Here is a 21,767-nt window from a genome sequence, read left to right on the forward strand (position 1 = left end):
AAGCCGTATCCTTACTACCCGTTTGCTTCTTTTGAATAATGATATCCCGTATTCTCTTTGCCAGAGTCATCTAGTCCTGGCTCAACATGAACATGAACAGTGTACACATCGTATTCTCTAAACATTTCATCCTCTACATTCGTTGAGATGTCATGTGCTGTCTGAATATCCATGTCCGCTCGAACGACGATAACCACATCCACCACCGCGTTGTTTCCATAGTTACGTGCTCGCAAATCTCTAACTTCGTCTACACCATCTACATTCGAAATCGTATCTCGATAAGCAACAATCAACGCTTCGTCGAATCCATCTGTCAGATGATGTGTGGCTTCACGGAAGATTCCCCATGCCGTTTTGCAGATAAGCAGGCCTACAAGTACAGCCGTCAAAGGATCAAGCCATGGCAAGCCAAACTGAGAACCAACAATACCGATCACCGTTCCAACACTGACCCACGCATCCGAGATATTATCCTTCGCTGCCGCCATGACAGCCTGACTCTTGATTTTCAGCGCTAGTCTCTTATTGTACCTGTAGACAAAATACATCACCGCAGCACATATGATGCCTGTCCAAGCGGCAATGAGATCAGGAGATTCGCTTTTCCCTTCGAATATGGAGGATGCTGCTTCGTACAACACCTGAAGACCTACAACCATCATGATAAATGAGGCCACTAGCGAGGCTACGGTCTCAGCTTTCCAGTGACCATACGTATGATCATTATCTGCCGGCCGCTGAGCCAGTCTCAATCCGACCAGCACGGCTATAGAGGCAACAATATCTGTGGCATTATTTAAACCATCGGCTTTCAGAGCCTCAGAGTTAGATGTATATCCAATAACCATCTTGATTGCAGTCAGACATATGTAAGCAATAATACTGATGATTGCGCCCTTTTCTCCCAATTTTAAATTGTCATACTTCACCTGATCCATCTTTTTTGAATCCTCCTGTTTCCGCATCTTCTCGTTCGCTGTATGATCTTATCACTCGCATATTGTGTGGGTCTAGAGAAACGTTTTGAATCGAGTGAAACTTAATCTGACTGCCGAAAAATTGTGATAGAGGTCAAAATAAATTGGACGAGGTCAACTTTTAACGAACTATTGATCCTGGATATTGAACTTCTTTAGTAAGAAATAAAAAAGCAGTGGTAAACCACGTCTGTGGTCTGCCACTACTTGATAAGAACTTTTTTTCGTACAAAAGATAGTGATTAGATTAGTCAATTAGAAAGTTATAATTACAAAATTCCAATTAAGACAGGTCAGTCAAAGATTCTCTTGTGAAGGGGATCAGATCATCTATACGGCCTTCTTGGATTTTCTTAGCCCATGCAGGATCAACCAGAAGCGCACGTCCAACAGCAACCAAGTCGAACTCATTGTTCTGAAGGCGTTGAACTAAACCATCGATACCGACGTTGCCAGCTCCCTTGCCTTCTGTGAACAAACTTGTGAAATCCCCGTCCAGACCAATCGATCCCACGGTAATAGTTGGTTTTCCAGTGAGCTTTTTCGTCCATCCAGCAAAATTCAGTTCAGAACCTTCGAATTCTGGCTCCCAGAAACGACGTGTAGAGCAGTGGAAAATATCAACACCAGCTTGAACTAGCGGTGCTAGAAGCTGCTCCAGCAATGCGGGAGTTTCAGCAAGCTTCGCTTGATAATCATCTGACTTCCACTGGGATAAACGAAGCACGATCGGGAATTCTGGTCCTACAGCTTCACGGCAAGCCTCAATAACTTCAACCGCAAAGCGTGTGCGAGCCATCATGTCTCCACCGTATCGGTCTGTGCGTGAATTGGTTTTCTCATACAGGAATTGATCAATCAGGTAGCCATGTGCTCCATGAAGCTCGATGCCATCAAATCCAAGACGTTTGGCTTCAGTAGCAGCCTGTGCGAATTCATGCACAATTGAAGCAATGTCTGCTTCTGTATAGTCATTCACATGACCTTTGGCACCCATGTGCCAGATCTGAGGAATAATTCGACCACCCGCTTCGTGTACCTCAGATACAACCTGAGCCCAACCTTTCAATGCATCTTCCCCATAGAAGTGAGGTACATTCGCCTGGTTGGATGCGTCCGGGTGATTAATAATTGTTCCTTCGGTCACGATCAACCCTACTGCATTCTCTGCTCTACGGCGGTAATATCCTGCAACGTTCTCACCTGGAATTCCATCCGGGGAAAATTGGCGAGTCATCGGTGCCATTACAATTCGATTGGATAACTTCAACGTTCCGATCTCAATAGGTTGGAACAACGCTTCTACGGTTTGAGAATGATTCATGATTACCTCCACATATTCGTTTTTATTTTGACTACACAGTCAAGAATGAAGTAAAAAAAAGATCAAGAAACGATCATGCCAAATGACGTCCGCAGAACCGTCTCGATCTCTTCACGGGATGAACCCGATTTACCCATAACCCTTGCACCGGCTATGGCGTTGTTAAGGTAAGCAGCAAGCTCACTACTGGTGAAACGACTGGATATTAAGTGCTGCTCTTGACCCTTTAGGATGATCTTCTCTAGAACCTCCCGACTCTCTTCGAACATAAGTTCAATCTGTTGTGCAACCTGTTCATCCTCTACTCCAAATTCAAGTGAAGCATTCATCATCAGGCAGCCTTGGCAGCTCGCTTCATGCTCTACTAAAGAATGACGAATCGCATTTAGCTGGTCAAGAGGAGACGAGTGCGAAGACTCAATCTCTTTTAACTTGGCAATAGCCTGTTCGCGGTATAGCGCCAGCGCCTTCAGAAATAAAGAACGCTTGTCACTGAACACACAGTACAAGCTCTGTTTCTTGACACCTGTTGTACGTGTGAGATCCTCATAGGAGGTTGCTCTGTACCCTTGGCGCCAAAACACTTCCATAGACTGCTGTAATACCACATCAGCATCAAATTCTCTTGGTCTACTCATGTGTCTAATTTATCAATTCTTGACTACGCAGTCAAGTACTTAACAACTATTGTATAATCATGCCTAACAAACCGACAAAGGTAGATGCCTGATATGGCGAGATCACACAGCCTTTCAGATTTTCGATATCCACACCTATTGAATCAAAATCACAGGTACTCAGGTTAACACCATTCAGCTTGGTGCCATGCATCAATGCTTGATCCATCTTACAACGGCTAAGTTCAAGTTGCTCAGAGACCAGATAGCTAAGGTCTGTACTGATGAGCGAGCACTCTTCCCATGCAACGTGCTTCATATTAGAAAATCGGAAATTCGCATAATCTATCAGGCTGTTGGAGAAGCTAACATTTTTCAACCGACTATCCGAGAAATCGGTTCCGATGAGTTTACAATTTTTCCAATGCGCACGGTGAATGAAGGCATTCGCGAGATTAACATTAGAGAAATCACAATTCTCAAAGATCACATCTGTAAATTCACAATGTTCTAAGCTAGATTCTGATATAATGACGTTTTTGAACCAAACCTTCTCGAAGGAAACTTTCGTTGCCTCCTGATTGGCGAGTGTCATATGTTCAAACCGTTTGTGGTCATATTCCGATTTGGATGTCAAAAAGTGAACCGCCTCGTCGTCGAGTAAATGCGCTTGAATACGGGGAATCTCGATTGTCATCATAACCTCCCTTATGTATACACCTCATAAATTTTCATGACGTTAACTCGATCCATAACGCCAGATATGCCTTTTTGTAAATCATATTGGTTTCACATTTAATCTGTGTAGCTACTTGATCGGCAACGATACTCTTGAACAGCTTCATTAGTTTCTTCAATCCCTTCACCCAACTTTCCCTTTTCGACAAAATCACAACATAAACACAAGTATGCCGAACAAACGGAGGGTAAGGGTATCGTATTCCTATTATATCATTGCCTAATCCTATCAATGCTGCTATTACTGTAGTCCATTATCACATATAATAAAGCCTGACAAAAGTGCAAGGAGGATTCAAATGCCCGAAAGAAATCTAGAGCAGCAACACATAGAACTGACCGAGATGATTAAACGTCACACCCTTCTGAAGGGTTCCGTTAAAACGATCATTCCTTCGCTTTTCTTCTTTCACTACTCCAAACTGACGGAGCCTCAATACCGTGTGTACAATCCTTCGTTCTGTATCATCGCCCAGGGAAAGAAAGAAATTTTGCTCGCACAGGAGAGATTCGAATACAGTCCTTCTAATTATCTCTTAGCTTCCATGAATCTACCCGTCGTGGGTCAAGTGATCAAAGCATCACCAGAAATGCCTTATCTCAGTCTCAAACTGGAATTTACACCGAATCAGATTCTTGAAGTCCTGAACGAATGTGATCTGAAAGTAAAAGCAACAGAAAACGCGAGACGTGCCTTGTTTGTAGGTCAGATGGAAGCTTCCATTCATGATGCGGTGATTCGTCTAGTTCGTCTACTCGATACGCCGGAAGAAATTCCATTTCTCGCTCCACTGTATACAAAAGAGATTCTGTATCGCCTTCTACGGGGTTCGTATGGAAACGAATTAGCGCAGATTGCCATTGAAGACAGCAGTACCTATCGGATCAGGGAGTCCATTGAATATATGATTCGCCATTGGGAGCAATCTTTTCGAATCGACGACCTTGCAGAGAAAGCCCGTATGAGCGTTTCTTCGTTCCATCGCCACTTCAAAGAAATTACAGCGATGAGCCCCATCCAGTTCCAGAAACAAATGCGATTGCAGGAAGCACGTCGAATCCTATTATCCGAATCGGCTGATGCTGCTGATGTAGCCTATCGGGTTGGTTACGAGAGCGCCTCGCAGTTTAGTCGCGAATACTCGCGAATGTTCGGTTCACCGCCGAGAGCGGATATCAAAAAGCTAAGAGAAAAATACGATCTAATTGGGAACGAAGTATAGGGTCAAACTTTAGACTATATTGGGTCTATATTCGGACTATTGTTCGATCTATAGCTGGTTCTATATTGGAATTATAGCTCACAGTTCTTAGTTCGTGTCCTATTGTTAAAACTTTAGACAAGAAAAAAACCGCGCATTACGCGCGGTTTGGTCATTTGATCACATGATCATTTATGCATCTATTCACACATTCATTTAAACTCATATCATGTGTACTCATATGAATTGTACTCATGCTCAAACTTATGAATGGCTATATTGCACTTGGTGAAGCCGACTGTAAATGCCTCCGGCTGCAACAAGCTCCTGATGACTCCCCTGCTCAGCGATCCCATCTTCGTTCACAACGATGATGCGATCCGCATTTTGAATCGTGGTTAATCGATGCGCAATAACAAGGGTTGTTCTTCCTACTGACAGCTCAGCCAGAGATTTCTGAATCAACGCTTCCGTCTCCGTATCTAGTGCAGAGGTTGCTTCGTCCAGAATAAGAATCGGTGGATTCTTCAGGAACATACGCGCGATGGACAGACGTTGTTTCTGTCCTCCCGACAGCTTGACTCCTCGCTCACCAATGACGGTGTCCATGCCATCCGGAAGACTTCGAATGAGTTCTTCCAAGGAAGCACGACGCGCTGCATCCCAGATCTGATCATCTGTTGCAGATAGATCACCGTACGCAATATTTTCCTTAATGGTACCCGAGAAAAGGAAAACATCTTGCTGTACAATCCCGATCTGTCTACGTAACGATTCCAACTTCACCTCTCGAATATCTATTCCATCCACGGTGATTCGCCCTTCCTGTACCTCATAGAAGCGTGGAAGCAAGCTACAGATGGTTGTTTTCCCCGCACCGGAAGGGCCAACGAATGCAACGGTCTCCCCTGGTTTGACAGTAAGGCTAATGTCGTTAAGTATTCGGCGGCTGTCCTCATAACCAAACGAAACATGCTCGAAGCGAATATTACCACGGACATCGGTTAATTCGACGGCATTTTTGGAGTCTGCAATCTCGGGTTCAGTATCGATAATCTCCAGGTAACGTTTGAATCCTGCAATGCCCTTCGGATAACTCTCAATGACAGCATTAATCTTCTCAATTGGACGGAAGAAAATATTCGATAGCAACAAGAATGCCATGAATTCACCCATATTAATTTTGCCTTCAATGAAGAACCAAGCACCGCACACCATGACAAACACTGTAACCAATCGCATCAGCATATAACTCACCGAAATGCTTTTTGCCATCGTTTTGTACGCCAGCAGCTTGGTCTTACGGAAGTTCTCGTTATCTACCGAAAAGAGTTTCTTCTCATGCTCTTCATTGGCAAATGATTGTACAACACGAATGCCACCAACGTTATCTTCAATACGAGCATTAAAATTACCTACATCACCGAATAGGCGTCGATAGGTCTTCGTCATACGTCCACCAAATACAATGATAATCCATCCCATGAATGGGATAATAATAAACGTTAATAGCGCAAGCTCCAGATTAATATACGCCATAAGTGAGAATGAGCCGATTAAGGTCATAATTGCGATAAATACATCTTCTGGACCATGATGAGCAACCTCCCCAATATCATTCAGATCGTTCGTGAGATGACCAATGAGATGACCTGTCTTACGATTATCGAAGAACCGGAAGGAAAGCTTCTGTAAATGAGCAAACATTTTGGCACGCATGTTGGTCTCAATATTAATTCCTAACATGTGTCCCCAATAGGTAACAACATAGTTCAGGACAGTATTTAATGCGTAAATTGCAAGTAATACGATTGATGCAAGTAAGATCAAAGGCCAATCCTGTCCTGGCAACAGATCATTAATAAATTTACTCACGGCTAGCGGAAAAGCTAGTTCGAGAAGACCCGCAACGACCGCACAACCAAAGTCGATCATAAACAGTTTCTTATACGGGCGGTAATACGAGAAAAAACGACGAATCATTCTTAGTCACTCTCCAAATTCTTAGTGTTACTTACATGTTCTTCTTCGAGTTCGAAGAGATGAATATACTCATCAATCACCTGATCCATAGCCTTCAGCTCGCCGCTGATTACAGGACGAATATGCTCGAACTCTTCTTGTGTCAGTTGTCTAGCCAGTGTAGTCCGATGATTCTGCATTTGCTCAAGAAACAGCAGGACTCTGCCTCTGCGAAACGTTTGGGCACCACCACCTCGACCACCAAATGGCTTACCTTGTCCTCCACCACGTCCAGACCGTTCACCATGACGTTCTCCTTCGCCCCTGCTACGACCAGAACGCTCATTCAGAACCCCTTCTCTACCTCGTCCATCGTTGCGTCGATCTTTCATATCACAACACTCCTCTAGGTATGTATACAATCGCATACGTCAATGTATACAATCGTATACAAACAGGAAGGAACTGTCAACCTAATTATTCCATATCTTTCAATCTTCACTTGGCTTTAATGTAATAGCATACATCACATGCTCTTTCAATATTCCGTTGACTACGATGGATTGAACCCCCGCTTGTCTGAAGCCTGCTTTCTCAAGAACCCTGATCGAACCTATATTATCCGGTAAGGCACCTGCTTCCAGGCGCTCAATGCCTACTTTGTGCAACGCAAAATCAAACAATAGCTGCAGCGCTTCGCTCATGTAGCCTTGACCGTTATGATGTTGGTCTAGGACATAACCTACAATCCATTTTTTCGCCAAGTTCAGCTCTATTTCGAACATGGAAACTTCTCCAATGAGCTCGTCCGTGGAACGAAGGAAAATACCAAAGGAATATCTTGTTCCATCCTCCCTAGCCTGCACCCACTTCTCCAATAACGCTACTTGACCTTCCAACGTATAGAAAACCTCTGTTCGTTCACTAGCTGTTATCTTTTCAAAGACCTCCCGGTTTCTTATCTGTAAATTCAACATATCTCGTGCATCTTCCACACTTAATAATCGAATGTAGATTCGCTGCCCATCATATCTCTTCATATCCAGTCACCTCTTCATCATTTAAGTCAGCATGTTACAAGAAAAAGTCGCCTTATGGCGACTTTCCCAGTCTCACAAATTAATCACCCAGCAAAGCTAATTCCTCGTCCAGCTCCGCCAAACGTTTACGTATAGCTTTAATCACTGTCTGTTGCTGAGCAATCTCATCCATTAGCTGAATTTCCACTTCTTCGTATACCTCTCGATCCTGTAATGTTGAGGCACGATGTTGTTCGAGCTGTTGCTTTTTCACCTCTATATTATCTTCGGCTTCCTTCAAATGCTCCTCCATCTGACCGATCTGATACTCCAAATAAGTTATATCAGACGAAGCAGCGGCGTGAGTGGATCGCTGTGAATACGTCATAGTTCACCTCATTTCACCGTTCATTACGGTTGAGTTATCTCACCTTATGATGAAATCGACTCCACTGCATGATCAAGCCTATAAGGCTCAATATCAATGTCCAGCTCCATATCCAGTGCTAATTTGGCTAATTGATTGCCGATGAATGGCCCCATTGTTAGTCCCGATGCACCAAGCCCATTGGCTGCGATAATACCTGACCATCCAGGGACTTCACCAAGCACGGGAAGGAATCCCGGCGTGAACGGTCTGAAGCCAACACGGACTTCATCAAAGGTACTATCAGCTAACCCAGGTGCCAGCTCTAGCCCTTTGTGCAAAATTTCCTGCATCCCCCCTGGTGTTACTCTTGTATCGTATCCTACAATTTCGTTCTCATGTGTAGCACCAATAACAACCTTCTGTTGATCAAATGTAAGCAAATACTGATCCGTAGGCGGCATGACAACAGGCCATTTGCCAGCATCATGATGATCAGCGACCTGTAAATGCATAATCTGTGCCTTCTGGAAGCTGACTTTGAATTCCATGCCCAATGGTCTTAATATCGATTGTGCCCATGCGCCTGCACAGACAACGACCGTATCAGCTATTAGATCTTGTCCATTCACATGCACGCCGCTTACGCGTGTTCCCTCGTACAAGAGAGAAGCATCTCCTTCAATTAGAACTGCACCATGTCTCTGTGCAGATCGAATCAATGCATCCCGAAGTGCACGTCCATCTATTCGCGCAGCTCCGCTAATATAAAGGGAGTGATAGCCTTGTTCGAGCAGCGGAAAGTTCGCAAGAGTCTCTGCCTCATCCATTCGAATGATATCTCCGATCTCTGGTGCATCTACCTTTCGCTGCTGTGCCCGTTCTTCCATCTTGTGAATTTTCTCTATATCCCGATGGATGCTGAGAGCTCCAACTCTCGCATAGCCCGTTTCCGTTTCCCCTTCACGTTCTAAATCTTCAATTAAGCCTGGATAAAAACGAGCTCCCGCCTTGGCAAGCTGGTACCAGGCTTGATTACGCCGCTGAGATAACCAAGGACAGATGATACCAGCGGCGGCATCCGTTGCTTGCCCTGTATCCTTTCGGTCAACGATATGTACGTCTGCTCCTAATTTGGCCAGTTGATAAGCAGTCGCTGCGCCAAGTATACCTGAACCTACTACGATAACTTTCTTCATTATTACATTCCCTTCCTAGATCACTTCACTCTCATTATAACTATATTAAATCCTTGTAGCTATGTGACCGAATCAGCGAGAATTGCTTCGCTAGAAAATGTGGCGAATATGGCATATCTGAACGAAGCCACGCGACAATTGTACCAATTAACGCAGAAGACCCATACCAGATGGCGATTTCCTTATGAATGCCTACATTAGCAAGCGGGCTATGGCTTTCCATTTTTTCGATTTTGGCTGTAACCAGCTTGCTTAATAGCTTTAATAACCCTTCAGTAAAGATCGGTGTTCGCTTGGAAGCAAGCACAACTTTATAAAACTTTGAATTCTCAGCAAAATGCTCAAGCAATTTGACAAGCACCGGCCATGGTTCATCCTCATTTGCTTCATTCTCAAATAGAGCACCGTGATCTTGAACGATGCCTTCAATCTGTTCAATCATCTCGTCAGCCATTTTCTCCATCATATCTGTGATATCACGATAATGAAGATAAAAGGTTACCCGGTTAATGGTTGCTCGTTCCGCTATGCGATTAACAGATAACTTCTCAATATCCATCTCTTGCAGCAAATCAACAAAGGCATCGCGAATGAGCTGTCTCGTTCTCAGTATACGAGGATCTGTAGGTGTAGACGACTTTTTGTCTTGTCTCATCATCATCAAACCTCCTTCAATTTTTAACATTACAATTTTAAATAATGAGTCGTTTATGTCCGAAATACACAACAGATATGGGGATTGTGTAAAATAAGCAACGGTTATGCCCCAATTCGTAAATTGTAATCTGTGTGAATATGTATATAATTCAATAAATACAATGTAAACTATACAACACATTGTAAATTTAGTCGATGTGCTGATTGAAAGGATTGAATAGTTTGAGTCAGATTAGAGAAAAAGATGGCGTGCGAAAGGGTCCTATACTATTCGTAATGATCTTGGGAGCATTTCTCGCTACCTTGAATCAGACAGTTATGAGTGTAGCTGTACCTGAGCTGATGGGTGATTTTAATATCACTGCTGCTACAGCTCAATGGTTAACAACAGGTTATATGTTGGTGAATGGCGTACTCATCCCAATTACAGCCTATTTTATGCAACGCTTTTCCACAAGGCAGTTATTTCAAGCATCCATGTTTATATTCCTGTTAGGTACCATTGTATCAGCTATTGCGACGAACTTTGGTACATTGTTAACCGGACGAATGATACAAGCTGCTGGTGCAGGCATTATTATGCCACTGTTAATGAATGTCATCTTAACGCTATTTCCGCCTAATAAACGAGGCGCGGCGATGGGAATGGTCGGCTTTGCTATCATATTTGCTCCGGCAATCGGCCCTACGCTCGCTGGTTATATTCTAGAGAACTACACCTGGGAAACGATGTTCTACGGCATGATCCCATTGACTTTGATTGTAATTGTCTGTGGATTTATATACCTCAAGAATGTATCAGAGCGAGTCGAGACCAAGCTCGATATTCTCAGCGTTATTCTATCCACCGTTGGATTCGGTGCATTGTTGTATGGATTCAGCCGTGCAGGAAGCGCAGGCTGGTCCAGCGTGGAAGTTATATCTTTTATAATCGTAGGCATTATTTCACTTGCTCTCTTCACATGGAGACAGCTCAGCTCGGCAGCTCCACTTCTTGATCTTCGCGCATTTAAGTATAATATGTTCTCTCTAACCACGATCATTAGTATTGCAATTACGATGGTCATGTACGCGGACATGATGCTGCTTCCGCTGTATCTGCAAAATGCCCGTGGGTACACGGCACTGGAGTCAGGGTTGTTGTTGCTTCCCGGAGCGCTTGTAATGGGTTTCCTCATGCCAGTAACGGGTAAATTGTTCGACCGATTCGGTGCCAAATGGCTGGCAATCATAGGTATGATCATAACGATCGTGACTACGATTGGATTTATTGATTTGTCAGACTCAACAAGTTATACCTACTTGTTATTGATGTCCACTGGACGCCGGATTGGGATGGCGCTGCTACTCATGCCGATCCAAACTGCCGGTTTGAATCAACTGCCTGCTAAACTTGGGGCGCACGGTACGGCGATCTCCAACACAGTAAGACAGGTAGCCGGTGCTGTTGGTACATCCGTGCTCGTAAGTGTCATGACAAGTCGCACTGCAACTCATCTGCAAGACACGTTAGCTACAGGTGCAGCACAGGGTGTAACTCAGCAACAGTTAATGACGCAATCCATGATTCAAGGCATCAATGACGCATATGTTGTCATTATTGGTATCTCTGTCATCGGACTGTTGTTATCCTTCTTCATCAAACGAACCAAACCGGCTACAGAAGAAGAACCTCAACGTGCTGTAGGGAAGAAGGTTTCCGTGAACCCTAACTAATCGATAGTTAGATGATTGTTTCATATCCATGCATCTACGATAACCACAACATTAATAGTAATCTCATAGAAAAAGCGACGGGAAGAATGTCATATGCATTCACCCGTCGCTTCTTTTCTTATTTCATCTTATTTACATGGCAGAAGTTCTCGACACTAGGATGTACACCTATTATTTAGGCGTGGAATGAAGTCTTCTTTGGATCTCTTGTACAAGCAGCCCCTTCTCTTCTTCCGATATACCGTCAGCAGCCAGCTTCCGGGAGGCAACTACAACCATCCACGGCTCAATGTCTACTTCACTAATGCCAGACAACCTTTCATACTGCTCTATGAACATACGAATGCTCTCTTCACGTGTTGCCTCTAACGCTTCATGCACTTCTTGCGGAACGTTGGCTGGTAAAATGGCATACTGAATCATGATGATATATTCGGCTAGATCAGCTTCAGGGTTCCCAACAGAAGCATTGTTCCAATCGATCATGATCGCATCATGATCACGAAGAATGATGTTCCCGGGATTCGGGTCTCCATGACATAGCTGCTGTTTGGTCGGAATTTGATCCAAAAGCTCAATAACTCGCGCCTTCTCAGCCTCAGACAAATATTGTGCTCGCTGAATATCATGCTTGATATTATCTCTTTGACTCGGCATGTTCGGTACAGAATGTGAGTGTACCTGATATAACATTTGGGCTGTTATTCTGGCATCAATGTAGTCCTCGGAAACATGTAGCGGTTGATTATGTCTGGAACGATCCAGCGTTGTTTCAACGAACTTTTTCATAATCGAGTCACCGTGCACACGTTCAAACACAATCCCCCATCTCTCCTCAACTTCCTGCATCTCAAACGGCTGAGGGACAGTGAGTCCACATGACCAGGCAATACGACAATGATGCAGTTCTGCCTGTAATGCTTCAATAATTGTGTTAGGTTTAGCCAATTTGATGATTTTACTTTCACCTTCCCAAGCATACACCTCTGCACAACCGCCTTCACCAAGCTTAACACCGAGTTTTGAGTTCATATCGCTGGCTCCTTTACCCGAATTAACGCACAAGCCCTTCTTTTACGCTTAATAATTTATACATCTCTTCCAACATATTTGTCGCTTCGTCAAGATCTAGCTCAGATGTATTCGTATTAATCTTGGTACCTATGCCGAGCCAATAGGTCATAATTTTGAGATACACTGAGCGGGCTCGGGTCTCTTCAATCTCTTGCAAGCGATGATCAATTTGAAGGAAGGCAGCATATATTTCCTCATTCAGTCGATCCTTATTGTTGCTCAAGTAAACCGCACGGTAATCAGACAGATACAAAGCTCTGAACAGATGCTTCTCTTGGTGTGAGAATATCAAGCATCCGAGGATCAAATTCATGGCAGGGCTATTCTGTTCATTCTTGTAGGTTTTCATTGTATCAATAGCAAAGTCTACTGCTCGGTCGAACAGTTCTTCCTTTAATTCATCCATATTGCCGCATGCACTATAAATCGGTTGTGTAGAACACTGCAGCCTATGTGCGATATTTCTAGCTGTTAATACATCCAATCCTTGCTCCCGCACCATATCGAATGCAGCCTCTAAAACTTTATCTTTGGTAATCTCAACTTTTGGCGGCATAGTTATCAACTCAACCCCAATCTTGTTTGTGTTGTATAATATTCATTAAATAACACTTGTTATATTACGTATGTTATATGGATTTTATTGGAATGTCAATTCACAAGATTAGTTCATATATAATTAAAAAATATTGGATGATCACCTTCATGCGAGAGAGCAAGGATTGCATCCTTTCATTAATGTTAATGCACAGCATGTTTAGGCATTTCAACAACAAAAAAAGAGCCACGATAACGAGGCTCTTTTCATTATTGATACTTCAATTGAATACTCACCATAATTGGTGAAGTAGATTGCTCTGATTGTTCATCTTTCTCTTCCAAAACAACAACATCCCATTGTCGGCTGATCATTGAACGGAGTAATTCAAGTTCTTGTTTGTGAAGTTGAACCTTGTGCAATGACAGATTCTCCTGTACATAATCCCGCTCTACCTTTTGACCAAACCGAAAATCTAGCAGCCTCTTCAGCCCGTTAATATGCAAAAACTTGAATTCATATCCCAGACGGATCGCCGTCTCCCAATCTTCTCCTACTTCAGCAGCCGTCTGTAATCTGTCATCCAAATTCATCGTAGGTTCCTTCAGTTTGGGCAGTAACTGCGTGTAATCTCTCTGGTGTAAACATTGGATGATGTCATCAGCGGCTTCACCGCTCGTGAGCACATTTTCGACTAACAGTCCAACTGGAATAGAAAGCTGGATCGTACTCATGCTTCTTCCCCTGCCTCTTGTAGATATTGATTAAACCAGCGATTCACCTGTTCGAAGCTATCTACACGCAGTGAAGGTTTACCGATTTTCAGCAAAGAGTGGTTGGAGCCTGGATATCGAATCAGCTTGGTCGTTTTGCCGTACCGCTTGAGCGTTGTATAGAGTTCTTCTGCTTGTGCAATCGGTGTTCGATAGTCCTGCTCCCCATGCATAATCAATAGCGGCGTCTCGATCTGATGTGCATATGCAAGCGGTGAGCGTGACCACAACCATTGTGCGTGATGTGCCGGATTCCCACCAATCACACCTTCGACATAGGAAATGCCGATATCACTTGTTCCATACATGGACAACCAATTAGAGATGCAACGCTGAGTTACAGCTGCCTTGAATCGATGGTTATGAGCGACAATCCAGTTCGTCATGACGCCACCGTAGCTACCGCCACCCACGCCAAGCCGCGATTCATCCAATTCGTCATACATCGCGAGTGCGTAATCTACAGCTTCCATCAGGTCACGGTAATCCCCACCAGCAAAATCACCACGGCAAGCTCTAGCGAACGCCTGACCATATCCCATACTTCCACGCGGATTCACCCACAACACTGCATATCCTTGTGCCGCTAGCGATTGTATTTCATGACTGAATGTGCCCGTGTACATCGCATGAGGTCCACCATGAATCTGTAGAATCATAGGTGATTTCGTTTGCACACTTGCATCACGCTTCTCTGGTCGGATGATCCAGCCTTGAATGGGCCATCCATCTGACGAGGTAAATTCAATACGTTCTGGACGTTGTACTTCCAATTCGGACATCATCTCATCGTTCCGATATGTAAGTCTGAACGTTTGCCCGTCATCCAAATCCACACAATACAACTCGCCAGGACGATCTTCAGTCAGCGCAGCATATATGAGTATTTTGCCGTCGGGTGACAACGTATATTGGTAAACATCCTTTTCGCCTGCTCCAGTTATGGATTGACACTCTCGATCTACACTGATGCGATATACATCAACATTGCCATCATGTGTACCTAGAACATACATCGCGTTACCCGAAGGGTCATTCTGTTCAAAAAGTGGTGCCGGAGAAGCAGGAGCCGATTTCATATCTCCTAATGCTGCGTTGCCAAATTGCATATCCAGATGTGAGGAAATTGGCTTCACTGTACCTCCACTGACTAACACTTCGTATAACCTATTGTGGCTGCCACTGCCGTATTCACGATCACTTGCGAGCAATACAAGCCGCTGACCATCTGGCGTATATGAAAATTGGCTGATCAATAGATCAGACGTTGTCACTTTGAAGGGAACACGATCTGCAATTCGAATTGTAAATACATCGGTAAAATACAACAGATCCGGATCGAGGTCGCTATCGTCTACCTGTTTGGACATGTAAGACAACGACTGATTATCCGGAGACCAGACAGGTGAAGACACATTCCACTCACCAGATGTAAGTTGTGTTACTGTACTTGAAGCAAGTTCATAGATAAATAAATGACTATAAAGCCCATCCCACCAACCCGAACCTTCCGCTTTTGGTGTTGTCCGTTCAAATACACGTCCTCGCATAGGAGCCGCTTCACCTTTATTTTCCCCAGTCGATTCTTCTTGATTACGAAGCGCTTTGCTTGTAAATGCAATGGAATGTCCATCAGGAGACCAGACATAACTCAATATTTTGTGATCGGCGGAGAGTAGCACAGCAGGTTGTTCATCACCCGGTGTCAGAACCCACAGCCCTTTACCACCACCATCGCCAGCACGCAGAAATGCGAGCTTATCACCGCCTGGCGACCAGGAAGGAGCTGAGTCTTTAACACCGTCCGTGAGCGCAACGTCTTGGCTGCCATCTAACCCAATCCCTCGGATTTGGGTGTTATATTCATTTTTCAACCGATCAATGGTTTGTTCCACATATGCTACCTGTCCGCTCTGATTGACAACTGGCTGACTAATCCAGCGATAACGATACAAATCCTCAGGGATAATAGGTCGTTGATTCATCTCGATTGTCTCCTCCTCAAGCCATTTTATTTTCGTGTTGTATCTGTACGTGGATCAAGCACGTCACGTAGCCAATCCCCTAAGAAAATGACTCCGAGCACAGTAAACGTAATGGCTAGGCCAGGAAACGTAGCTACCCACCAGCTTGTCGCTACATACTGTCTACCATCACTTAACATTCCGCCCCAAGATACATCTGGTGGCTTAATGCCAAGACCGAGGAAACTAAGTGAAGCTTCCATAATAATCGTTGTACCGACGTTCATACCCGAGATAACTATAAAGGAAGATAAGATGTTGGGTACAATGTGTCTGATGATTAAGCGTGCATTCTTCGCCCCAATAGATCTTGCGGCTTGAACGTAATCCCTCTCCTTGATACTGAGAACTTCACTTCGAACAACACGTGTATAAGATACCCAGTTCGTTATCCCAATTACAAAAATCAACGTTGTAATGCCTGGGCCTACAATCGCCATAACCACAAGCATGAATAGAATCGTTGGGATCGCCATGAAGGCATCTCCCACCCGCATGATTACCGCATCGATCCATTTACCATAGAATCCGGACAGCAGTCCCAGAATCGCACCAATGATTCCGGAAACAATGACCGCCCCCATACCTACAATTAACGAGACCCTTGCTCCATACACGATCCGACTCCACATGTCCCTGCCTAGATTGTCAGTACCTAGCCAATATTCAGCGCTTCCTCCCTCTAGCCAAGCAGGTGGTTTGAGGCGATTCAGCGGATTAACCGCAGCAGGATCATGGCTTGCGAGCAGAGGTGCACATATGGCTGTTAATACAACCAGCAAGACGAGCACCGCTCCAAACATTCCTGTTTTACTAATAATCAGTTGTTTCCAAATGTAGCGTAATCCTGTTGGGGTTCGTACTCCAGGCTCACGATCCGGCTCTGAACCCGGAAGTGGCAATTCATTGCTTCCTGTCATCAGGTTGCACCTCCCTCTAGTCGTATTTGATTCGCGGATCAAGCAGTCGGTAGACTACATCCGTCAATATATTGGTAATAACCACAATGAATGCAATCACAAATACCGCTGCTTGTACAATCGCCATATCATGTGTGTTCACTGCAACAACTAGTAACTGACCAAGTCCTGGCCAGGAAAATACCGTCTCTGTAATCAAAGTCCCACCGATCAAACTCGTAAATTGCAGACTCATGATCGTCACCACGGGAATCAACCCGTTGCGGAACGCGTGCTTTCCGATGACAACCATACGACCAAGTCCCTTACTTCGAGCGGTACGGATATAGTCTTGGCTCAAAATATCTAACATGCTGGAACGTATCAGACGAGTCATCTGAGCTGCCAATCCGACACCTAGCGTAAATGCAGGTAGAATTAAATGGCTTATTCCACCCCGACCGGATACAGGCAGTACTCCCCACATGACGGAGAAGAGTAGAATGAGCATGATGCCCATCCAGAAGTTTGGCATGGCTTTACCTATAACGGAGATACCTGAAATGATCAGATCCGTGAATGTGTTCCGTTTAACTGCTGAAGCCACACCTAACGGAATCGCCATAATCACCGCAAAAAACATTGCAGCTACAGCGAGTTCAAAACTGGCAGGCAAACGCTCTAAGACAAGTTGCAGTGCCGGCTCATTGTAACGAAAAGATTGACCAAAATCTCCCTGCAATGCGCTGCCCAAGAATTTGATGTATTGCGTGTATAAAGGCTGATCCAATCCAAGCGCTTGTGTCAGCACAGCCCGATCCTCAGCAGTGGCTGTCTCCGGAAGCATAAGTGCAACGGGATCCCCAGTGACTCTGACCAAGATAAATACGATGAGTGAAACAATGAACAATACCGGAACAACTTGAAGTAAAGATTTAAGTACATACTTCCCCATTCTGCGTTCACCTCCATAACCATTAATCTTAGCAACAACTTCCCATATGAATACTGTACCTTGGCGTGAATAAAAGAACGGCAGGAACATGGTATCCAGTCCCTGCCGCTCACGGCTTATCCTTGCGATGACAGACTGTTCTGTCCGATGTTATTTTGCAGGAGTAATCTCGTCAGCATAGAACATTTCGTCACTACGAGGCGCAAAATTCACGTTTGCATTCGTTCCGTAGACACCTTCCATCTGGTAGAGGTATACCGCCGGACGTTCTTCTGCAAAAATTTGCTGTACTTGTTGATACTCTTTCTCACGAGCCTCAGGATCCATATTCACCAATGCGGATTGGAGCAACTTCTCCACTTCGGGATTGTTGTAATCGGATTCGCCTTTGGCTTCTTCTGTCATGTAACGGTTGTAGTTATTCGATGCGTCAAATAGAGAGTTACCAATACCAATCATGAAGATTTCCTTGAATGACTTGGAGCTATAACGTTCGCTGAACGCACTTGGCTCAAGCACATCCAGGTTAATTTTGAATCCAGCCTGTTCGAGCATTGCAGCTACAACCTCAGCCTGTTCCTTGTATTGAGAGGACACCGAGATCGTCATCTCTGCTTCACCTTCAGCATAACCCGCATCGGTCAACAGCTGCTTAGCCTTCTCTAAGTCATAGAGTGATGTTTTGTAGAGTGATGGATCAGCACCGAAGTTACCTGGTGTTACAGATGTGCGCGTTACGATACCTGCGCCTCCAGCAATACTGTCTACAATGCCTTGTTTATCAATCGCAAGATCAATAGCTTCACGAACCTTAGGATCAGCCGTGATGCTGCCTTCGGTTTGACGGAAGATCAACTGAAGCACACGTTGGATTGGTGCCTTCACGATTTTTTTGTCAGCTTCGCCTTCAATTCGAGCGATATCTGTAGATGGGATCGATGAAGCGACATCGACTCCGCCTGCAAGCAATTCAGATACACGTGTGGACGCTTCTGGAATTACGCGGAACACAACTTCATTCCATTTTGGCTCACCATCGAAGTAATTCTCATTTTTCACGAGTTCAACACGATCATCTTTGTTCCATTTGCTGAACTTGTAAGGTCCTGTTCCTACCGGTTGTTTCAAGAATGCATCGATTCCGTTTTCTTCAATATATTTAGCTGGGAGAATGCCTGCGCCCATCTTGGACAGACGGTTCAAGAGCAATGGATCTGGTCCGTCAGTAATGATGTCGGCGGTGTGCTCATCCACAACCTTCACTTCGACGATGTTTTTGAAATAACTATTTTGCTTCAAAGCGCTATCTTTCGCTACACGCTCTAGCGTGTATTTCACATCATCTGCTGTGAACGGATCTCCGTTATGGAAAGTAACGCCTTCACGCAGATTGAATCTCCACGTTGTATCATTAACTTGCTCCCAAGAGGTAGCAAGCCCAGGGACTTTTTTCTGCTCACTATCGTTCTTGATCAAGTAATCGAATACGTTAACCAATACAGCTTCGCTCGAAGTGTTGTTGTTATTGTGTGGATCGAAGCTTTCAATATCGGTCGCTGCTGCAATCGTTAGCGTTGTGCTTGGTGCAGTGTCACTGCTCGCTTCACTGGATGTGGAGTTCGTTCCTGTATCCGTTGCTTTACTGCCGCATGCGCTCAACACCATTACTACAGCCAGTAGTGTAATCAACATGCTTGTCCATTGTCTTTTTCTCATTTTGCACGCTCCCCCTGAGTTGTGTTCTTGCTCAAAAATTGTAATGCGATTGCTGAAAGCATAGCTACACCATACGGCATCACGTTCTCATCCAGGTCGAACATCGGATGATGGAGTGCGTAACGAGTTCGTTCTTCTTCATTACCTGATCCTAGTCGGAAGAATACACCAGGAATCTGTTCACAGTAGAATGCAAAATCCTCGCCTCCCGTGGAAGGTGGAATACTGCTCCAGCCTTTGGCCCAATCGAGCCCATCAACCGTTTCCCCAAGAAAATCCACCATGTCTAAATCGTTAACTACAACCGGATAACCATCCCCATAAATGACTTCATGGCCTGCTCCAAACGAGCTGCATACACCGCTAACCACCTGTTCGATCAGTGCAGGCATTCGCTCACGCACTGCCGGAGAAAGTGTTCTCACCGTTCCGATCATTTCAACCTCATCTGCAATGGCAGTTCCCATATAACCACCTGTGATTTTGCCGATAGTTACCACGACAGGTTCTAGCGGATCTACCATACGACTCGCGAGATTCTGCAAGGCTGTTATCACTTGAGCAGATACGGCAATCGCGTCGATACCTTCATGTGGTCTAGCAGCATGTCCACCTTTGCCCAGAACACGAATGACCAAACGATCCGCAGAAGCAAATGCAACTCCTCTGCTCACACCGACCGTTCCAGTATCCTGACCTGGAGTCACATGAAGTCCTGCAATTGCATCGACCTTCGGATTCTCCAGCACACCATCCTGAATCATTGCACGTGCGCCAGCAAGTCCCTCTTCGGCAGGCTGAAAGACAAATTTGATGTTACCTGATTTGGGTCGTCCCAACTTGGTCAGAAGTTCAGCCGCTCCCATCAGAATCGTTGTATGGGCATCGTGCCCACACAAATGAGCTTTGCCCTCAATCTGTGAGCTGTACTCTACTGTTTTCTGATCCTGAATCGGTAATGCATCCATATCGGCTCGAAGTGCAAAGGTTGGTCCATCGCTCTCACCTCGCAACAGACCAACTACTCCGGTCTTCCCCACATGGCGCGTCACTTCAAGTCCTAGACTCTCTAAGTGCGCAGCTACGATCTCCGATGTTCGATGCTCTTCGTAACCAATCTCCGGATGCCGATGAAAATCCCTCCGCCAATCTACCAAACGAGGCTGAAGTTCTTGTGCAAGCTGATATAAATCGGTATGCTGCATTATTGCTCATTCCCTTCTTGTTGTTCCGGTGAAACCAGACGAGAGTAAATAGCATCCGCAGAGAAAGCGATATGCTTTTTCATCGTATCACGTGATCTAGCAGGATCATGAGCCTTCAAAGCCTCCAAAATCTCTGTATGTACACCCTGATTAAGAGAGCGAACATGTTCGTTATAGGGCATGAGATCCAGCGCTGGATTGATCTTGGTTCGAATCTGTCTTACCGCTGACTCCAGATACGGGTTTCCCGATGCTTTTGCGATGGTCAGATGGAACTTAACGTCAAGCGCCCGGAACCATTCCCGCGAGCAATCTGGCTGTACGCTCTGCTCAATATAGCTTTCAAGCAACTCCAGTTCGCCTGCGGTGATCCGCTCAGCAGCCAGAAAAGCACCTTCTGGCTCAACAATCGTGCGATATTCGAACACATGTAACATTTGATCCCAGTCCCGCATAATCTCTTCCTTGGTTCGCTTATGTGCATTGGCTGTGATCGGAAGGATAAACGTGCCTCCCTTGGCACCCACACGCTTCTCGATTAAGCCTTTGACTTCTAGGGCAGACAGCGCTTCACGCACTGTAATTCGGCTGGCATTGAAAATTTCAGCTAACTCTCTTTCGGAAGGGAGCTGATCTTCACTCAACATTTCCTTGAGTATTATGGCTTCCTCCAACTGCTCCCTAATAAATTCACTAACCTTTATTGCAGAAACTTTCTCAAATTGGAAAGTCTGTTGGTTAAGCATATTCACCCTCCGATTGATCTATTGTCTAAACCTTATACCATTAAACTTATACTCTT

22 protein-coding genes are annotated in these 21,767 nt (G+C 44.8%); 2 read left to right on the forward strand and 20 right to left on the reverse strand.

What is annotated here, in order from left to right; all coding sequences use genetic code 11:
• Nucleotides 1–14 precede the first annotated feature (14 nt).
• From MH215_RS05495 to MH215_RS29020, 5 genes are all read right to left on the reverse strand, one after another.
• Nucleotides 15–941: a cation diffusion facilitator family transporter gene (locus MH215_RS05495; RefSeq protein ID WP_239288926.1), complete on the reverse strand. Its 927-nt coding sequence runs from the start codon at nt 939–941 to the stop codon at nt 15–17.
• Nucleotides 942–1,263: 322 nt separating this feature from the next.
• A complete protein-coding gene (locus MH215_RS05500; RefSeq protein ID WP_239288927.1) occupies nt 1,264–2,304 on the reverse strand; it encodes an NADH:flavin oxidoreductase in 1,041 nt (346 codons plus the stop codon).
• 62 nt (nt 2,305–2,366) lie between these two features.
• Nucleotides 2,367–2,942, reverse strand: coding sequence for a TetR/AcrR family transcriptional regulator (locus tag MH215_RS05505; protein ID WP_239288928.1), 576 nt, complete (start codon nt 2,940–2,942; stop codon nt 2,367–2,369).
• Nucleotides 2,943–2,988: 46 nt separating this feature from the next.
• Complete coding sequence (locus MH215_RS05510; RefSeq protein ID WP_343224524.1) at nt 2,989–3,621, reverse strand: pentapeptide repeat-containing protein; 633 nt, start codon at nt 3,619–3,621, stop codon at nt 2,989–2,991.
• A gap of 31 nt (nt 3,622–3,652) precedes the next feature.
• Nucleotides 3,653–3,778: a hypothetical protein gene (locus tag MH215_RS29020; RefSeq protein WP_275446012.1), complete on the reverse strand. Its 126-nt coding sequence runs from the start codon at nt 3,776–3,778 to the stop codon at nt 3,653–3,655.
• Between the two features lie 180 nt (nt 3,779–3,958).
• Here MH215_RS29020 and MH215_RS05515 point away from each other — a divergent pair, with 180 nt between their 5' ends.
• On the forward strand, nt 3,959–4,882 hold the full coding sequence (locus MH215_RS05515) for an AraC family transcriptional regulator (RefSeq protein ID WP_239288929.1): 924 nt from the start codon (nt 3,959–3,961) through the stop codon (nt 4,880–4,882).
• Nucleotides 4,883–5,125: 243 nt separating this feature from the next.
• Here MH215_RS05515 and MH215_RS05520 read toward each other — a convergent pair whose 3' ends face one another.
• The 6 genes from MH215_RS05520 to MH215_RS05545 form a co-directional block, all read right to left on the reverse strand.
• On the reverse strand, nt 5,126–6,844 hold the full coding sequence (locus MH215_RS05520; protein ID WP_239288931.1) for an ABC transporter ATP-binding protein: 1,719 nt from the start codon (nt 6,842–6,844) through the stop codon (nt 5,126–5,128).
• Between the two features lie 2 nt (nt 6,845–6,846).
• Nucleotides 6,847–7,215 (reverse strand): hypothetical protein, encoded by a 369-nt coding sequence (locus MH215_RS05525; protein WP_239288933.1) that lies wholly within the window; start codon nt 7,213–7,215, stop codon nt 6,847–6,849.
• Between the two features lie 99 nt (nt 7,216–7,314).
• Nucleotides 7,315–7,863 carry a GNAT family N-acetyltransferase gene (locus MH215_RS05530; RefSeq protein ID WP_239288935.1) on the reverse strand — a complete coding sequence of 183 codons (549 nt, stop codon included), beginning with the start codon at nt 7,861–7,863 and terminating at the stop codon, nt 7,315–7,317.
• 79 nt (nt 7,864–7,942) lie between these two features.
• Complete coding sequence (locus MH215_RS05535; RefSeq protein WP_239288937.1) at nt 7,943–8,230, reverse strand: hypothetical protein; 288 nt, start codon at nt 8,228–8,230, stop codon at nt 7,943–7,945.
• A 44-nt stretch (nt 8,231–8,274) separates the two neighbouring features.
• Nucleotides 8,275–9,408 carry an NAD(P)/FAD-dependent oxidoreductase gene (locus tag MH215_RS05540; RefSeq protein WP_239288939.1) on the reverse strand — a complete coding sequence of 378 codons (1,134 nt, stop codon included), beginning with the start codon at nt 9,406–9,408 and terminating at the stop codon, nt 8,275–8,277.
• 40 nt (nt 9,409–9,448) lie between these two features.
• Nucleotides 9,449–10,063 (reverse strand): TetR/AcrR family transcriptional regulator, encoded by a 615-nt coding sequence (locus MH215_RS05545; protein ID WP_239289855.1) that lies wholly within the window; start codon nt 10,061–10,063, stop codon nt 9,449–9,451.
• Nucleotides 10,064–10,341: 278 nt separating this feature from the next.
• On the opposite strand from MH215_RS05545, the gene MH215_RS05550 reads away from it, so the two are divergent.
• Nucleotides 10,342–11,781, forward strand: coding sequence for a DHA2 family efflux MFS transporter permease subunit (locus MH215_RS05550; RefSeq protein WP_239289857.1), 1,440 nt, complete (start codon nt 10,342–10,344; stop codon nt 11,779–11,781).
• A 171-nt stretch (nt 11,782–11,952) separates the two neighbouring features.
• Here MH215_RS05550 and MH215_RS05555 read toward each other — a convergent pair whose 3' ends face one another.
• The 9 genes from MH215_RS05555 to MH215_RS05595 form a co-directional block, all read right to left on the reverse strand.
• Nucleotides 11,953–12,813 (reverse strand): aminoglycoside phosphotransferase family protein, encoded by an 861-nt coding sequence (locus MH215_RS05555; protein ID WP_239288947.1) that lies wholly within the window; start codon nt 12,811–12,813, stop codon nt 11,953–11,955.
• 22 nt (nt 12,814–12,835) lie between these two features.
• Nucleotides 12,836–13,411, reverse strand: a complete 576-nt coding sequence (locus MH215_RS05560) for a TetR/AcrR family transcriptional regulator (RefSeq protein WP_239288948.1) — start codon at nt 13,409–13,411, stop codon at nt 12,836–12,838.
• Nucleotides 13,412–13,662: 251 nt separating this feature from the next.
• Entirely contained in the window at nt 13,663–14,127 is a 465-nt protein-coding gene (locus tag MH215_RS05565) for a hypothetical protein (protein WP_239288949.1), read from the reverse strand.
• Nucleotides 14,124–16,151 (reverse strand): S9 family peptidase, encoded by a 2,028-nt coding sequence (locus tag MH215_RS05570; protein ID WP_239288950.1) that lies wholly within the window; start codon nt 16,149–16,151, stop codon nt 14,124–14,126. Before MH215_RS05570 ends, MH215_RS05565 begins: the two co-directional genes overlap by 4 nt.
• A gap of 26 nt (nt 16,152–16,177) precedes the next feature.
• Nucleotides 16,178–17,110: an ABC transporter permease gene (locus MH215_RS05575; protein ID WP_239288951.1), complete on the reverse strand. Its 933-nt coding sequence runs from the start codon at nt 17,108–17,110 to the stop codon at nt 16,178–16,180.
• A gap of 16 nt (nt 17,111–17,126) precedes the next feature.
• Complete coding sequence (locus MH215_RS05580) at nt 17,127–18,044, reverse strand: ABC transporter permease (protein ID WP_239288953.1); 918 nt, start codon at nt 18,042–18,044, stop codon at nt 17,127–17,129.
• A 150-nt stretch (nt 18,045–18,194) separates the two neighbouring features.
• Nucleotides 18,195–19,760 (reverse strand): ABC transporter substrate-binding protein, encoded by a 1,566-nt coding sequence (locus MH215_RS05585; RefSeq protein ID WP_239288955.1) that lies wholly within the window; start codon nt 19,758–19,760, stop codon nt 18,195–18,197.
• A complete protein-coding gene (locus MH215_RS05590; protein WP_239288957.1) occupies nt 19,757–20,965 on the reverse strand; it encodes a M20 metallopeptidase family protein in 1,209 nt (402 codons plus the stop codon). The genes MH215_RS05585 and MH215_RS05590 overlap by 4 nt, the downstream gene beginning before the upstream one ends.
• Entirely contained in the window at nt 20,965–21,711 is a 747-nt protein-coding gene (locus MH215_RS05595) for a FadR/GntR family transcriptional regulator (RefSeq protein WP_239288959.1), read from the reverse strand. Before MH215_RS05595 ends, MH215_RS05590 begins: the two co-directional genes overlap by 1 nt.
• Nucleotides 21,712–21,767: the final 56 nt, after the last annotated feature.

Source organism: Paenibacillus sp. ACRSA, from assembly GCF_022346845.1.
Classification (GTDB): domain Bacteria; phylum Bacillota; class Bacilli; order Paenibacillales; family Paenibacillaceae; genus Paenibacillus.

What these genes read in the sequence shown, in the direction of transcription:
- MH215_RS05510 (WP_343224524.1), bottom strand. Translation starts at nt 3,621, where the DNA reads ATGATGACAATCGAGATTCCCCGTATTCAAGCGCATTTACTCGACGAC.
- MH215_RS05500 (WP_239288927.1), bottom strand. Translation starts at nt 2,304, where the DNA reads ATGAATCATTCTCAAACCGTAGAAGCGTTGTTCCAACCTATTGAGATC.
- MH215_RS05530 (WP_239288935.1), bottom strand. Translation starts at nt 7,863, where the DNA reads ATGAAGAGATATGATGGGCAGCGAATCTACATTCGATTATTAAGTGTG.
- MH215_RS05545 (WP_239289855.1), bottom strand. Translation starts at nt 10,063, where the DNA reads ATGAGACAAGACAAAAAGTCGTCTACACCTACAGATCCTCGTATACTG.
- MH215_RS05505 (WP_239288928.1), bottom strand. Translation starts at nt 2,942, where the DNA reads ATGAGTAGACCAAGAGAATTTGATGCTGATGTGGTATTACAGCAGTCT.
- MH215_RS05595 (WP_239288959.1), bottom strand. Translation starts at nt 21,711, where the DNA reads ATGCTTAACCAACAGACTTTCCAATTTGAGAAAGTTTCTGCAATAAAG.
- MH215_RS05495 (WP_239288926.1), bottom strand. Translation starts at nt 941, where the DNA reads ATGGATCAGGTGAAGTATGACAATTTAAAATTGGGAGAAAAGGGCGCA.
- MH215_RS05550 (WP_239289857.1), top strand. Translation starts at nt 10,342, where the DNA reads ATGATCTTGGGAGCATTTCTCGCTACCTTGAATCAGACAGTTATGAGT.
- MH215_RS05520 (WP_239288931.1), bottom strand. Translation starts at nt 6,844, where the DNA reads ATGATTCGTCGTTTTTTCTCGTATTACCGCCCGTATAAGAAACTGTTT.
- MH215_RS05585 (WP_239288955.1), bottom strand. Translation starts at nt 19,760, where the DNA reads ATGAGAAAAAGACAATGGACAAGCATGTTGATTACACTACTGGCTGTA.
- MH215_RS05515 (WP_239288929.1), top strand. Translation starts at nt 3,959, where the DNA reads ATGCCCGAAAGAAATCTAGAGCAGCAACACATAGAACTGACCGAGATG.
- MH215_RS05525 (WP_239288933.1), bottom strand. Translation starts at nt 7,215, where the DNA reads ATGAAAGATCGACGCAACGATGGACGAGGTAGAGAAGGGGTTCTGAAT.
- MH215_RS05565 (WP_239288949.1), bottom strand. Translation starts at nt 14,127, where the DNA reads ATGAGTACGATCCAGCTTTCTATTCCAGTTGGACTGTTAGTCGAAAAT.
- MH215_RS05580 (WP_239288953.1), bottom strand. Translation starts at nt 18,044, where the DNA reads ATGGGGAAGTATGTACTTAAATCTTTACTTCAAGTTGTTCCGGTATTG.
- MH215_RS05575 (WP_239288951.1), bottom strand. Translation starts at nt 17,110, where the DNA reads ATGACAGGAAGCAATGAATTGCCACTTCCGGGTTCAGAGCCGGATCGT.
- MH215_RS05555 (WP_239288947.1), bottom strand. Translation starts at nt 12,813, where the DNA reads ATGAACTCAAAACTCGGTGTTAAGCTTGGTGAAGGCGGTTGTGCAGAG.
- MH215_RS05590 (WP_239288957.1), bottom strand. Translation starts at nt 20,965, where the DNA reads ATGCAGCATACCGATTTATATCAGCTTGCACAAGAACTTCAGCCTCGT.
- MH215_RS05560 (WP_239288948.1), bottom strand. Translation starts at nt 13,411, where the DNA reads ATGCCGCCAAAAGTTGAGATTACCAAAGATAAAGTTTTAGAGGCTGCA.
- MH215_RS05535 (WP_239288937.1), bottom strand. Translation starts at nt 8,230, where the DNA reads ATGACGTATTCACAGCGATCCACTCACGCCGCTGCTTCGTCTGATATA.
- MH215_RS05570 (WP_239288950.1), bottom strand. Translation starts at nt 16,151, where the DNA reads ATGAATCAACGACCTATTATCCCTGAGGATTTGTATCGTTATCGCTGG.
- MH215_RS05540 (WP_239288939.1), bottom strand. Translation starts at nt 9,408, where the DNA reads ATGAAGAAAGTTATCGTAGTAGGTTCAGGTATACTTGGCGCAGCGACT.